The sequence below is a fragment of the Pedobacter sp. NO84 genome (assembly GCF_059703915.1).
On the sequence record NZ_AP046575.1, the window covers coordinates 4,076,668 to 4,090,624 of the forward strand.

General features: G+C 38.9%; 11 protein-coding genes. 3 read left to right on the plus strand and 8 right to left on the minus strand.

Annotation, left to right across the window (positions count from 1 at the left end):
• Nucleotides 1–5 precede the first annotated feature (5 nt).
• Nucleotides 6–1,703, minus strand: a complete 1,698-nt coding sequence (locus AC6H0V_RS18100) for a GMC oxidoreductase (RefSeq protein ID WP_497561610.1) — start codon at nt 1,701–1,703, stop codon at nt 6–8.
• An 18-nt stretch (nt 1,704–1,721) separates the two neighbouring features.
• Nucleotides 1,722–2,402 carry a gluconate 2-dehydrogenase subunit 3 family protein gene (locus tag AC6H0V_RS18105; RefSeq protein ID WP_497561611.1) on the minus strand — a complete coding sequence of 227 codons (681 nt, stop codon included), beginning with the start codon at nt 2,400–2,402 and terminating at the stop codon, nt 1,722–1,724.
• Between the two features lie 225 nt (nt 2,403–2,627).
• On the opposite strand from AC6H0V_RS18105, the gene AC6H0V_RS18110 reads away from it, so the two are divergent.
• The 3 genes from AC6H0V_RS18110 to AC6H0V_RS18120 all read left to right on the plus strand — a co-directional run bounded on the left by AC6H0V_RS18110 (nt 2,628) and on the right by AC6H0V_RS18120 (nt 5,196).
• Nucleotides 2,628–3,572 (plus strand): NAD-dependent epimerase/dehydratase family protein, encoded by a 945-nt coding sequence (locus AC6H0V_RS18110; RefSeq protein ID WP_497561612.1) that lies wholly within the window; start codon nt 2,628–2,630, stop codon nt 3,570–3,572.
• 61 nt (nt 3,573–3,633) lie between these two features.
• The gene (locus tag AC6H0V_RS18115; RefSeq protein ID WP_497561613.1) at nt 3,634–4,362 is read left to right on the plus strand and encodes a YebC/PmpR family DNA-binding transcriptional regulator; all 729 of its coding nucleotides are present in this window, start codon (nt 3,634–3,636) and stop codon (nt 4,360–4,362) included.
• Between the two features lie 246 nt (nt 4,363–4,608).
• Entirely contained in the window at nt 4,609–5,196 is a 588-nt protein-coding gene (locus AC6H0V_RS18120) for a transposase (RefSeq protein ID WP_497561614.1), read from the plus strand.
• Between the two features lie 66 nt (nt 5,197–5,262).
• On the opposite strand, the gene AC6H0V_RS18125 is transcribed toward AC6H0V_RS18120, so the two are convergent.
• The 6 genes from AC6H0V_RS18125 to AC6H0V_RS18150 all read right to left on the minus strand — a co-directional run bounded on the left by AC6H0V_RS18125 (nt 5,263) and on the right by AC6H0V_RS18150 (nt 13,945).
• On the minus strand, nt 5,263–6,039 hold the full coding sequence (locus AC6H0V_RS18125) for a carboxylesterase family protein (protein ID WP_497561615.1): 777 nt from the start codon (nt 6,037–6,039) through the stop codon (nt 5,263–5,265).
• Nucleotides 6,040–6,042: 3 nt separating this feature from the next.
• A complete protein-coding gene (gene bglX / locus AC6H0V_RS18130; protein WP_497561616.1) occupies nt 6,043–8,340 on the minus strand; it encodes a beta-glucosidase BglX in 2,298 nt (765 codons plus the stop codon).
• A 29-nt stretch (nt 8,341–8,369) separates the two neighbouring features.
• Nucleotides 8,370–9,701 (minus strand): glucoamylase family protein, encoded by a 1,332-nt coding sequence (locus AC6H0V_RS18135; protein WP_497561617.1) that lies wholly within the window; start codon nt 9,699–9,701, stop codon nt 8,370–8,372.
• A 35-nt stretch (nt 9,702–9,736) separates the two neighbouring features.
• Entirely contained in the window at nt 9,737–11,419 is a 1,683-nt protein-coding gene (locus AC6H0V_RS18140; protein ID WP_497561618.1) for a glucoamylase family protein, read from the minus strand.
• A gap of 66 nt (nt 11,420–11,485) precedes the next feature.
• Nucleotides 11,486–12,388 carry a LamG-like jellyroll fold domain-containing protein gene (locus tag AC6H0V_RS18145; protein ID WP_497561619.1) on the minus strand — a complete coding sequence of 301 codons (903 nt, stop codon included), beginning with the start codon at nt 12,386–12,388 and terminating at the stop codon, nt 11,486–11,488.
• 18 nt (nt 12,389–12,406) lie between these two features.
• Entirely contained in the window at nt 12,407–13,945 is a 1,539-nt protein-coding gene (locus tag AC6H0V_RS18150; RefSeq protein WP_497561620.1) for a RagB/SusD family nutrient uptake outer membrane protein, read from the minus strand.
• Nucleotides 13,946–13,957 lie beyond the last annotated feature (12 nt).

Below are 13,957 nucleotides of genomic sequence, written 5' to 3' on the forward strand. Positions count from 1 at the left end.
CTTCGCTAGATATTTCCTTTTTTAAGTTCGCTAACAGCAAAATCACATGCTCTAGCTGTTAAAGCCATATAGGTTAGTGATGGGTTTTGCGCAGCGGTAGAAGGCATACACGAACCATCGGTCACAAATACATTTTTCACTTCATGCATCTGGTTCCACTTATTCAACACAGATGTTTTAGGATCTAGACCCATTCTGGCAGTTCCCATTTCGTGGATTGCCATACCCGGTTCAGAACCATTATCATAGGTTTTAATATCTTTGATGCCTGCAGCTTCTAACATTTCGGCAGCGTCGTTCATCATATCCTTACGCATTTTAGCTTCATTATCACCAAATTCGCAATCAATGGCTAACACGGGCTGCCCCCACTTATCTTTTTTGGTTCTATCAATAGACACCTTGTTTTTGTGGAAAGGTAATGTTTCGCCGAAACCTCCCAATCCTATATTCCAGTTTCCTGGAGTAGTAATTAGGTCTTTAAAATCTCCTCCAAAAGCAAGTTCGGCAATTTCATCGTGCCATCCAGAGCGATTTGCATTTCCCTGATAACCAAAACCACGCACATAATCACGTTTATCATTTCCAATATTTCGGTAACGAGGGATATAAATCCCATTTGCCCTTTTTCCAAAAGTATATTTATCGTCAAAACCTTCGGCCTTGCCAGAGGCTCCACAGCGGAAATGATGATCCATCAAGTTATGGCCAAGTTCGCCACTTGCATTTCCGAGGCCATTAGGATGTTCTGGCGAGGTTGAATTTAACAGCAAGAATGTTGAGGCAAGAGTTGAGCCATTAACAAATACTATCTTCGCAAAATATTCAAGGTGCTCATGCGTTTCTGAGTCTATAATTCTTACTCCTTTTGCCTTCTGTGTCGCTGCATCGTAAATAATTTCATTTACCAGCGAGAAGGGACGTAAGGTTAAGTTTCCAGTGGCTTGCGCAGCAGGTAAAGTAGAAGATTGAGTGCTAAAATAAGCGCCGAAAGGACATCCGCGGCTACACAAGTTCCTGTATTGGCAACTTCCTCTTCCACCATGTGGCACCGTAATGTTGGCTACCCGACCAATGGTCATTAATCTATCCTTAAAACGTTCTTCAATACGTTTTTTAACTGATTTTTCGACCACGTTCATCTCCATTGGCGGTAAATAATGACCGTCTGGAAAATGAGGGTAGTTTTCTACTGAGCCACTAATGCCCACAAATTTCTCCACATAATCATACCAAGGGGAGATATCTTTGTAGCGAATTGGCCAATCAACCCCATGCCCGTCCTTAGCATTTTCCTCAAAGTTAAGATCACTTAAACGATAACTTTGACGGCCCCACATCAACGATTTTCCACCTACGTGAAAACCACGATACCAATCGAATCTTTTTACTTCGGTATATGGACAATCTAGATCATTAACCCAAAAACTCTCATTGAATTCTGTGTAGGGATAATCTCTTTTTTGTACGGGGTGACTTTTTTTCTGCTCTTCGGTAAGTTTACCACGGTGTTGAAACTCCCAGGGTTTGAGAGAGGCAGTTTTATAATCTACAATATGTTCTATGTTTCGCCCGCGTTCGAGCATCAAAACTTTTAGTCCTTTTTCTGTTAATTCTTTTGCTGCCCAACCTCCACTAATCCCAGATCCGATCACAATGGCATCATAAGTGTTTTGAGCGGTTGCTTTTATATTTAAGTTCATTATAAAATGATAATAAGGTTATGACCAAACTCTTTGACCCGGCTTAAGAGTCATGTTTCCATCGTATTTGCCTGGTATTTCTACAAATTCGAATGCTTTTGTTGCACCTACTTCTGAAGTAGAGAAACCTAAAATCGTTAGGTCTCTAACAATGGCAAAAAATTGTGGAGCTGTTTTCGGCTTTTCTTTAACGGCTAATGGATTTCCTGGTTTTTCGATTTCGGGCTTGATGGCCTTTTCGTCGTCCTTAACCACCTTTTCTCCCGCTTTATTGGCGTCGCTTTTATCTTTTTCGGCCTTCATTGCTATTACTGTTTCGTCTTTGATCTTGGTAAGGAGCTCTTGTCGTTGTGCTATTGTCATTTTAAGAAAAGAGTTATCGTATCCTTTTTTAGATCGAGTCTCTAGATCTTCGAGCCCCTTAACGAAAGCTTTTTGAGCCTCTTCAGGGTAACAATCCTTAATCATCATGATAATAAAAGGCCCTACATTGGCTGCCTTGGCACCGGGAGATTTTTTGGTAGTTGGGATGATAATGTCAGCCACTTCCGTAACTAATTTCTCCTGATCTGCAGTGAATAAATCCCCGCTGTTTTTGCCTGGTTCATTACAGCTGTCAAACAAAGTGGCAAGGGTGGTTGCCGAGAGGGCTCCACCTATTAAAAACGCTACACTTTTTACGGCTTCTCTTCTGTCCATATGATTTGGTTAGGTTTTGAAGCAATTAAATTAGATAAAATATCTCAACATAACGAAACAGTAGAGAAATTTATTGAGGGCTATTTTTTGAATGTGTGTACAAAGTACAATTACTAAGCTCTTTGAGCCAATTGGGCCGAATGTAAAAATTAGTTTACATTAATAAAACGTTTTACCTCGTCGCAGATTTATAGATTTTTTTACCTTTGTTCATATCCATAAAGTATGAGCGAAAAAATTTTAGTTTTGGGTTCCAATGGGCAAATCGGTACGGAATTGGTCACGGCTTTGCGCAAAGCATATAACAACGATAATGTGGTTGCATGTGATATTCGTAGGCCCGATTATGAAACTAAGAATGCTGGTCCGTTCGAATTTGTGAATGTGCTTGATAAAGAAATTTTAAAAGAGATTTTCTTGAAATACAAACCTACTCAGGTGTATTTATTAGCTGCCTTATTATCTGCCACTGGAGAGCAGAATCCTAAACTAGCTTGGGATTTAAATATGAATGGTCTTTTAAACGTGTTGGATTTGGCTTTGGTTTATAAAACCGCAAAAGTTTATTGGCCAAGTTCTATAGCGGTATTTGGGCCAAATTCGCCTAAAGACAATACGCCGCAATACTGCACTATGGATCCGAATACCGTTTATGGGATTAGTAAGCTTGCAGGGGAGCGATGGTGCGAATATTACTATCAAAAATATAATCTTGATGTAAGGAGTATTCGGTATCCGGGCTTAATTAGTTGGAAAGCAGCGCCAGGAGGTGGAACAACGGATTATGCGATCCATATTTTTCATGAGGCCTTAAAAAAGGGAAGTTATGGCTCATTCTTGTCGGCCACAACTGAGTTGCCGATGATGTATATGGATGACGCCATTCGGGGTACCATAGAGTTGATGGACGCACCTACAGCGAAAATCGGAATCAGATCTAGTTATAATTTTGCTGGTGTGAGTTTCACTCCCGAAGTGCTAGCAGCTGAAATAAGGAAGCATATTCCAGAATTTAAGCTAACTTACACTGAAAACGATCCTCGACAAGATATTGCCGATAGTTGGCCAAGATCTATTGATGATAGCTTTTCAAAAAAAGATTGGGGATGGAAACCAGAGTTTAATCTGGCTAGGATGACGGAAGATATGTTGAATAATTTAAAGAAATAAGTTAAGCGTTAGGTGGCGTTCTGAACGCTATCTGCCAAACGCGCAACTCAAAACTCATAAAATGGGAAGAGCATTCGAATTTAGAAAAGAAAGAAAATTTAAACGTTGGGCCAAAATGGCGGTTCAATTTACGCGTATTGGCAAAGATATTGTAATGGCCGTTAAGGAGGCGGGGCCACATCCAGAAACCAATTCCCGGCTTCGTTCTGCGATGCAAAATGCAAAAGCAGTTAATATGCCAAAAGATAGGGTAGAAGCTGCCATAAAACGCGCTTCTGATAAATCTATGGCCAATTACGAAGAGATTGTCTATGAAGGATATGCCCCTCACGGAGTTGCAGTTTTGATTGAGACAGCAACTGACAATACCAATAGAACTGTGGCAAACGTGCGTAGCTACTTTAATAAAACCAACGGGACACTTGGTAAAACCGGTTCATTGGATTTTGTATTTAACCGTAAATCTATTTTTAGGTTTGTTCCTGGTGATGATTTAGATCTGGAGGAATTAGAGTTTGAGCTGATTGATGCAGGATTGGAAGAACTCTATGTTGAATCAGACGAAGAGGGGAATGATATAGCAGTAGCCCAGGGTGCTTTCGAAAACTTCGGTTCTTTACAAAAGGCAATAGAGGAGAAAGGTATCGAATTGAAAAGCTCTAAACTTGAAAGAATTGCAATCTCACACCACCCCGTATCCGAAGATCAAGTTGCTGATGTTTTAAAGTTGATAGATAAATTAGAGGAAGATGATGATGTGCAGGCGGTTTACCATAATATGGCAGAGTAATTGAGTTGGGCAGTGTTGAGCTTATCGAAGGATAACATAAAAACCCGGAGTAAATGCTTCGAGTTTTTATTTTAATGAAGATTCTAATTTTTTAACATTAACCACCTCGTTAAACACTTTAAACACCTCGTAGGTTTAACAGAACCTACGAGGTGTTTCAGTTAAAATACTCTTTAAAGGGTTAATTTGGTCGTTTAAGGGTTTTTTTGTTAATCAAATTTAATTGCGTCTTATTTAGCTTTGGATATGACGAAAACCACTCCATTAGAAAGAGGTAATTACTACCATATCTATAACCGCGGCAACAACAAAGAACAGATTTTTAGGGAAGAGGCAGACTATTTTTATTTTCTTCATTTATTAGTAAAGCACATTCTTCCAACAACCCATATTTACTGTTATTGTTTATTGAGTAATCACTTCCATCTATTGATTAAAATAAGGGATGATGATAAGCAAAAGACTATCAACGGCAAGGAAATAAATGTTTCGCAATGCTTTTCAAATCTTTTTAATGCATATGCTAAAGCTTTTAATAAAAAATACAATCGCACAGGAAAATTATTTGCTGAGAGATTTAAAAGAAAGATAGTCGACTGCGATGCATATTTTAGTGAGTTGATTTATTATATACACGCAAATCCACAAAGGCACCAAATTATTGGTGATTTTAGAGATTATAAATATTCTTCCTATCGTGAAATTCTTTCCAATAATCCCACATATTTAAGTAGGGATGAAATATTAGAGTGGTTTGGCGGGAAATATTTTTTCGAGAAGTACCATGCCGAAAGAGTGCAGTATCTTTTAAATTATGAAGCTTTTGAGAAGTAGAAAGGCTACCTCGTAGGTTCTACAGAACCTACGAGGTAGCCTTTCAATTAACGAGTTGCTTATCAATTACTTTTGTTTCCCAAACAACCAATCCATTAGTCCGGGCTCTGCAAATGCAGAATCCCAACTATTATGATTTGCCTTTGGGTAAATGGTAAACTTTGGTTCGTGCCCTAAATTTTTTAACTCTTTATAAATAGCATACGATAATTGTGGATTAACCACATCATCCATCCCCCCATGAAAAATCCATAAGGGAACATTTTTGTATTTTTTAACGTTTCCGATATTATCGCCCCCGCAAATGGCGAAGGCAGCTGCAAAAGTATTAGGTTTACGCCGTAAGATCTCAAAAGTACCCATTCCGCCCATGGATAATCCGCCCACGTAAATTTTGCTCCTATCAGTAAAGGGTTGTTTTGCTATTTTATCAGTTAGTTTTATTAAAAGCGACATACCTTTAGTAGGCGCTCCCCCCTTAATGAAGCTTAAAAACCGTTTTGTGTTTATAGTTTCTATCTCAACATTAGACCAGTAATCATTTTCAGAACACTGCGGAAAAATAACAATTGCAGCATGATTGCTCCTAAAACTATCTTCCAGGAACATTTTTGCACCATGAGTTAACTGTTTCTCATTGTCGTTTCCCTTTTCTCCACTGCCATGCAAAAAGAAAACCACTGGATACTTTTTTGTAGCATCAAAATTTTCGGGATACAATATTCTATACTTTAACGTATCAGCACCTTCAAGTAGAAATTCTTTCTTGTATAATGACAAGTCCTGCGCAGTTGCTTCAAAAGCAATTAACGCAAAAAGCAAAAACGCGGTTAATTTTCTCATGGCTTATTTTACAAGTCTAAAACTGGTTTCTTTTACATCTCTTACATTACCGCCAATAAACAGTCTAAAATCACCGGGCTCGGCAATAAACTTAAGTTCGCTGTTGTAAAATTTTAGCATCTCTTCATTTATGGTAAAGCTCACTAATTTCGTTTCGCCTGGTTGAAGGCTGATTTTCTGAAATCCTTTGAGTTCTTTAACTGGCCTAGTAATACTGCCAACTAAGTCGCGGGTATATAACTGTACTACTTCTTCACCTACAACCTTGCCTGTATTGGTAATGCTTATTGTAGCTGTAAGCTGCTGCCCAGTTTTTAATTGGTTGCTGCTTAATTTGATTTCCCCATAATTAAAAGTGGTGTAACTTAAACCATAACCAAAGGGGTACAGGGGATCATTGCTCACATCTAAATAATTAGAACGAAATTTTTTAAACCATGCTCCTTCTGGTAACGGACGGCCAGTATTTTTGTGTGCATAATACAGCGGCACTTGACCTATATTTTGAGGAAAGGTAACGCTTAATTTTCCTGATGGGTTTACTGCTCCGAAAAGTACGTCGGCTATGGCATTTCCCGCTTCGCTTCCTGGAAACCATACGTTTAAGATTGCAGGGATGTTTTCTTCCTCCCACTTTAGTGCCAAAGGTCTACCCGTAAACAATACCAATACAATAGGCTTACCGGTTTTGGCTAACTCTTTTAGAAGATTTTTCTGTGTTTCAGGAATTTCAATGTTGGTAACACTACTGCTTTCTCCAGAAAATTCAGAGCCTTCGCCCATTGCTACAACCACTACATCAGATTTTCTTGCAACTTCTAAAGCTTCTTTAACCAACGCCGCTTCAGATCTCGAATCCCTTTTATACGTGGGGTTATGAACATTAACAAAACGCTGTTCCATCACAGAATCAGCCAAGAAATTAGAACCGCGAGCTGTTAATATTTTAGCATTAGTACCTAAAGCATTTTTTAAACCTTGCAATACGGTTACAGATTGATCAAATAGAGCAGCAACGCTCCAGGTGCCGTACATATTTGCCGTATTATCTGCAAGCGGGCCAATTAATCCAATTGTGCCTGTTCTTTTTAGGGGAAGCACACTTCCAGTGTTTTTTAATAACACAAAGCTTTTGGCGGCGATTTCTCTGGCAACCTCACGATTTTCGGGTGTGAACACCTCCTTCTTTGCTCTTGATAGATCACAAAATTTATAGGGATCTGTAAACAGTCCAAGTTTATATTTTGCCTCCAATATTAAGCGGCATGCATTATCAATTTGGGCTACCGTTACTTTCTTTTCGGTCAATGATTTTTTAAGTGTGAGTAAAAAGCCTTCACCCACCATATCCATGTCGATACCTGCATTTAAGGCTAGAGCAGTTACGGCCTGTAAATCGCCCATCCCATGTTCTATCATCTCAGGAATTCCGGTATAATCGGTTACTACAAATCCCTTAAATCCCCATTGATTGCGCAATACATCTGTCATTAGCCATTTACTTCCGGTTGCAGGTATCCCTTCAACTTCGTTAAATGACGCCATTATGCTGGCAGCACCTGCATCAACAGCTGCTTTATATGGAGGAAGGTACTCATTATACATTTTTATCCTGCTCATATCTGCTGGATTATAGTCTCTTCCCGCTTCTGCGGCACCATATAGGGCATAATGTTTAACACAGGCTAATATTTCATTGTTAGCTTGAAGTTTACCCTGATAGCCAGTAACCATAGCCTTGGCTATCTGTGAACCCAGGTATGGGTCTTCTCCGCTTCCTTCAGAAATACGGCCCCATCGGGGATCCCTAGATATATCAACCATAGGCGAAAATGTCCAATTAATACCGCTCGCACTGGCCTCTATTGCTGCAATTCTGGCTGATTTTTTAATGGCTTCCATATCCCAGCTACAGCTCAATCCCAACGGAATTGGAAATACGGTATTATAGCCATGTATTACATCCATGCCAAAGAGCAATGGAATTTTCAAACGACTATTTTCAACAGCAATCTCTTGAACTGCTCTGATCTGTTCTACACCCTTGATGTTAAATAAGCCGCCAACCTGACCGGCCCTGATTTTTTTGCTGATATCAGAACTGTTGGCCTGGCCCGTAGTGATATCTCCTGAACTAGGTAAATTTAGTTGGCCAATTTTTTCATCCAATGTCATTTTCGACATCAGATTGGTAATGAAGGTGTTCATTTTCTGCTGCGCAGGATTTACGATTTTCTTTTGCTGTGCAAATGTTGAACTAAAGAGAGCGGCTAATAAAAATAGGACAGAGATTCGTTTCATTCTATGTAAGTGAAGTATAGTGATTTATATTATATTTTTGGGCTTTGAAATCCCAATTTTTTTAAGCCTTGTTTAACTTCTGGACAACTCATAAATAAGTTCCATAAAAGACCAGATCTGCCATTTTCTATCATCACTACGATTGGCCCTTGATCAATCCCCAGGTATCTTTTTGGAAACCAATTTTCGGTTTCACTGTAGGCATCATAAAATCCATACTCGCCCCAAACCTTATCACCTAGATCCTCATACAAGTGTCTGATCATTTGCATCGAATATTTTGGGGTGTAGGGATAGGATGACAAAGCCGCAGTTGGAGAAATTACACCCAAATCTTCTGAAGGACTGTGTCCTGCGTATCCTTTAATTGAATAACTTGAAGTAAAGCCCCACGAATTAGCCCCATACCCTTTATATTTTTTAGGGTTATCTATTGCATAGTCATAATGAATTAAGGTATGATTTGTATTTTCTTGCCAATAATCCGCGTACTTATCCCTTAAACCTCTTGGATCTAGACCTAAATACGAATATTGTGCCCAAAATAATGGTCCAACATTATTTTTCTGACCATTATGCTTTAATTTGATCTGATGTCCATAAACAGTAATATCGGTATTAATACCTCCACTTTTTGCCCATCCTTGATCGTATACCTCTGCCGGAATGCCATGTGTTGGAGATGAGGCTCCCATTATATACATGATCAAACACTCATTGTAACCCGTTACAGGGAAATTCATCTTCCATGCAATATTTGGCGACCAATGCCAGTACAGCACATTTTTTCCGCCATTGCGGTACCAATCAAAATCTACCTCTTTCCAAAGTTGATCAATTTGAGCCGCCAATGCCTTTTCTTTCTGATTTCCATCTTTAAAATATTGACGCACGCAAAGGAGACCTTGCATTAAATAGGAGGTTTCTACTAAATCTCCACCATCATCATTCTTACCAAAAGGTTTAACTTTTCCGGTTGGATAGATCCAGTGCGACCAAGCTCCGTGAAAACGATCAGCACGCTGTAGGAAGTCAACGCCTTTTTTTAGGCGTTCATAGCCCTGTTTTCTGGTAATAAATTTACGTTCTATGCCTACAAGGATAGACATTACCCCGAAACCTGTAGCGCCCGTGGCAACCACATCTTTATCGTTCTGCTTATACTCATTATCGCTATGAAAGCGTTCCCTAGCCATGCCCGAAATCGGCTCTGCCCCGTCCCAGAAATAATTAAAAGTTTGTTTTTGAACGAGGGTAAGCAATTGCTCATCACTTAGATTTTTTTTAATCTCAGGTGATTTTTGCTGAGCTTGGCTACAGCTTAACATTAATAATAGCGATAATGTATATAGTAAATTCATTAATAATTTTCTTTTTTCGCAGGGCGAAGATTAGTTTAGAGATTAGGGCCTGAAAATCCTAAGTTTCTCATGCCTGTTTTAATTTCTGGAGCACTCATAAATAAATTCCACAGCAACTTGCTGCGATGGTTTTCAATCATGATGATAATTGGCCCTTGATCTATAGCTAAGGTTGAGGTTGCAAACCAAGGATCATTTAGATTAAAAGCATCCACAAAACCGTATTCCTTAAAAATTTTATCCCCTAATTTATAATAAAAGAATTTTAGCGCTTGCATAGATTCTGTTGGTGTGTACGGGAATGATGAAATTGCTGCGGTAGGAGCGATTACCCCTTTATCATTTGATGGTGAGCTTGCTCCGTAACCTACAGGTAAATCACTCGCAGTTAAACCCCAACAGTCGGCGCTATACCCTACATTTTTTAAAGGATTAGCCACACAATAATTATAGTTAATAAGTGTATGTGCTTTATTTTGTGTTTCATAATTTGCATAGGTATCTACAAGCCCTATTGGGTTTACACCTAAAAACGTATAATGGGCCAAAAATAATGGTCCGCCATAAGGATTACCCAAAGGCAAAACTATACCGTAATAGGTATTCCCGTTTTTGATCGCACCATTTCTTGCCCAACCCTGATCGTATACAGTTTTAGGAATACTTGATGTTGGTGATGCTGCCGCCATGATATAGGTATTTAACGCTTCGTTCCAGCCCTGCAATGGTAAATTCATATCCCAATTAAAATTAGGACTCCAATGCCAGTACAAAACATTTCCATTATCTTTTCTGAACCATGCCCACTCTACACCGTTGTAAATAGCATTGATATCATTTCTTAATGCAGTTTCGGCAGCGTCTGATCCCGTGAAATATTGCCTAGCGGTGATGAGGCCCTGCATCAGATAGGAGGTTTCAACTAAATCTGCACCATCGTCTTTTGCGCTAAAAGGTATGGTTGCACCAGTTACCCCATTAAGCCAATGAGGGTAGGCACCATGATATCTGGTTACTTTCGTTTTAAGAAAATCAACAATCTTTTGCATGCGGGCCAAACCTTCGGCCCTGGTAATAAAGTTACGGCTAATGCCAGTAACGATGGCCATTACTCCGAAACCAGAACCCCCGGTAGTTACAACATCGCCTGATGTATTACGCTCTCTGGCCAAGCCACTTGTAGGATGTCCAAAATCCCAAAAATACTTAAAAGTTTGCCTTTGCACTAAGGTTAATAGCTCATCGTCTGTAATCCGAGTAAACTTATCGCTGTTATCTAATCCAGAAACCAAAGTAAGGCTTGCAGGATTAATCAATTTTCCTCCACCAGCTGATTTTAGATTGCCATTAATCGAAAGCGTATAAATGGTAAAAGATTTAAAATCACTTTGTGGAGATACCAGCATGGTTTTATCGCCATCTTGAAACGTAGTAGTAATCGCAATCGTGGTACCACCGGCATCTGTTAACGATAAAGAACTTGCTGCGGTGCTCGTATTTATAGCTTCAGTAAACGTAAACTTGATTACAGGTTTCAAGGTTAACCCAGTATACTTGAGTGTACCATTGTTAACACCGTTTACAGTAAAATATAATGAAGTATCGGTATTAGGAATTTCTTCTGTTTTACTTTTGCTGCAATTTGAAAACAGAAAAATAGCGCAAACTGCAATAGAAATTACATTTTTTAACGGGTTGATCGGCACTTGAAATCTCATTAACTATTGGTTAACTATGAAAAAACACAGCACTGTTAACAATGCTGTGTTTTACTAAAAGGATATTTACTTGCCTGCTAAACCTAAATTGTATAAAGCCTTTATGTAAGCTTGCGGAAGTACCGTATTGAATATTCTTATTTCATCAATAGAGCCAGTCATCGCACCGAAGCTTGTATCGGTATTTACTGTTTTACCAGGAATTAAGTTGTAGTTAGCACCAATTATTATCTCACTAGGTTCGTATGAATTAAACAGGTTAGTACCAGTTCCTCTACTTGGATAATTACCAACTTTAATGGCATTTGCCCAAATATCAAAAATCCCAGAACTACCATCATAAGTAATCAATAAATGAACCCATTTATTTGCACCAATTTTAGGGGAAAGATTAGTAGTGCCGTAATTATTGATGTTGTCTTGACGGCCGCCACTAATAGCTGTGAAATACGGGTGAATTTGTATATAATCTGTATTGGTGGCCGGGTTGGCATTTGTTTCTAGTATAAAATCAAAACTGCCATCGAAGATCCCAGGTCTAGTTATTTGAAATAACATTGTTTTTTTTGAACCATTGTTCAAAATTTGTACCCATTCGCTTACTGTAAAACTTTTAAAGGAACTAGTTTTAAATGCGTCAAATTGTTTAGCGTAATACAAATAACCGGCATTTAGGCCTAATGCCTGTCCTCTAACCCCCCCACTAATAAACGAATCATTTACAGCTGATGTAGGTGCTGTATTGGTTTTAGTTTCATTTTTCGTTCCATCAAAGGACCAATAGGCAACTAAATTTTTTGAGTAAACTTCATCAGAAGAGCTAAAACCATCAACCTTGCCCTGGTATGAAGATGGATCTACTTCAGGTAAATCGTTTGGATTATCATCCTTATCACAAGATGAAAAAGCAACTGCAGCTAGGCACAGGCCCAACATATATGCTATCGTATTTTTAGTTGAAAATTTCATTTTCTATTATTTTAAAGATTAATAGCCTGGATTTTGTGTTAAAACACCTTTACTTAAATCTATTTGGGTTTGAGGAATAGGTAATAAATTATCTCTCGAAGCATTAAAATTAGGTTTTCCAGCAGCAGATAAAGCTGTCTGAGAAATGCCCCATCTTACCAAGTCAAAGAAACGATCATATTCCATCGCTAATTCGATTCTTCTTTCCTGTCTGATCGCATTGCGCAATAAGGTTTGGTCTGTTGTAGTTATGTCTGGCAAGGTTCCTCCCGGCGCACCTGCTCTAGCCCTGGCACGAACGCTATTTAAGGCAGCTAGTGCAGCGGTAGTATTACCTCCAACTTCATTTGCAGCTTCAGCATACATTAACACTACATCAGCATAACGCAATAAGCGGACATTCATCCAATAGCTAGACTTATTGTTATATAATGATCTAAAAGCAGGATTGCTATACGCTTTATGATTGTAGATTGGATTTATCCAAGTTGTTGCTGTAATTTCTCCATACACGGTTTTATATTGTGTTGTAGATGTACTTCTATATAAAAAAGTTCTTGCCTTACGTGGATCGTTTGCTTCGTATGCGTTTTCTAAATTGCTATTAGGAACATTCCAGCCAAATCCTAAGTTCCAATCGCCAGAATCCCTGACACCAGTAAATTGAGAAAGTTGGATGCCATTTGCAGTAGGTACAGCAGCACTTGCAGTAGCTTGCGCTTCAAAAACCGATTCTTTACTGTTTTCTCCAGACTCTCCGAAGATATTAGCATACGTAGTTGATAAGTCGTATTGTCCAGAAGTCATAACTGCATTTGCCGCAGTCATTGCTTGTCCCCATTTTTGTTGGGTAAGGTATACTTTTGCAAGAATTCCATTTGCCGCACCTTTTGTAGCACGACCAACAAATTTTTTGTCCCAACTTAAAGGTAAATTTGCTGCTGCGAAGGTAAGGTCGCTTTCTATCAACGCATAAATCTGTGCTGGCGAACTTTGAGGAACATTAACTTGGGCAACCGTAAGAATTTTATCAATTAACGGAACCCTGCCAAATAAACGTACGAGATTAAAATAGGCATAAGCACGCAAAAATCTTGCCTCTGCTTGCGATTGAATTTTTATCGCATCCGTAGCCACGATATCTTTATTGTTCTCAATCTGGTCTAACGCGATATTACATTTGGTAATAAAACCAAAGTAACCATTCCACATTCCGTTTACTATCCCATTATTGGGTAATACTGGAAAGTTATCCATGCTAATCGCATCAGCACCACCATCTGTAGCTGTACTTCCTTTGTCGGCATCGTCGCTTCTCACACTGGTAGATAAAAAGAAGCCTGTGCAATGCACATCATAGTTTCTTAAATCATTGTAAGCTCCGAATAAAAATTGATCATAAGGGCCAGATCCAGTAGGATACGGATAATCATCGGCCGTGTACTGACCCTGTCTTTCTGTGTCCAAAAATTTATGGCAACCAGCTGTTGAGAATACCATAGCTAGTACAATTAGCGCTATTCCGGTATTCTTATGTGTTTTATTAAATATTTTCATTTTAATTTGATT

Excerpts from the sequence above, each read along its gene's own strand:
- AC6H0V_RS18100 (WP_497561610.1), bottom strand. The coding sequence starts at position 1,703 with ATGAACTTAAATATAAAAGCAACCGCTCAAAACACTTATGATGCCATT.
- AC6H0V_RS18105 (WP_497561611.1), bottom strand. The coding sequence starts at position 2,402 with ATGGACAGAAGAGAAGCCGTAAAAAGTGTAGCGTTTTTAATAGGTGGA.
- AC6H0V_RS18110 (WP_497561612.1), top strand. The coding sequence starts at position 2,628 with ATGAGCGAAAAAATTTTAGTTTTGGGTTCCAATGGGCAAATCGGTACG.
- AC6H0V_RS18115 (WP_497561613.1), top strand. The coding sequence starts at position 3,634 with ATGGGAAGAGCATTCGAATTTAGAAAAGAAAGAAAATTTAAACGTTGG.
- AC6H0V_RS18120 (WP_497561614.1), top strand. The coding sequence starts at position 4,609 with ATGACGAAAACCACTCCATTAGAAAGAGGTAATTACTACCATATCTAT.
- AC6H0V_RS18125 (WP_497561615.1), bottom strand. The coding sequence starts at position 6,039 with ATGAGAAAATTAACCGCGTTTTTGCTTTTTGCGTTAATTGCTTTTGAA.
- bglX (WP_497561616.1), bottom strand. The coding sequence starts at position 8,340 with ATGAAACGAATCTCTGTCCTATTTTTATTAGCCGCTCTCTTTAGTTCA.
- AC6H0V_RS18135 (WP_497561617.1), bottom strand. The coding sequence starts at position 9,701 with ATGAATTTACTATATACATTATCGCTATTATTAATGTTAAGCTGTAGC.
- AC6H0V_RS18140 (WP_497561618.1), bottom strand. The coding sequence starts at position 11,419 with ATGAGATTTCAAGTGCCGATCAACCCGTTAAAAAATGTAATTTCTATT.
- AC6H0V_RS18145 (WP_497561619.1), bottom strand. The coding sequence starts at position 12,388 with ATGAAATTTTCAACTAAAAATACGATAGCATATATGTTGGGCCTGTGC.
- AC6H0V_RS18150 (WP_497561620.1), bottom strand. The coding sequence starts at position 13,945 with ATGAAAATATTTAATAAAACACATAAGAATACCGGAATAGCGCTAATT.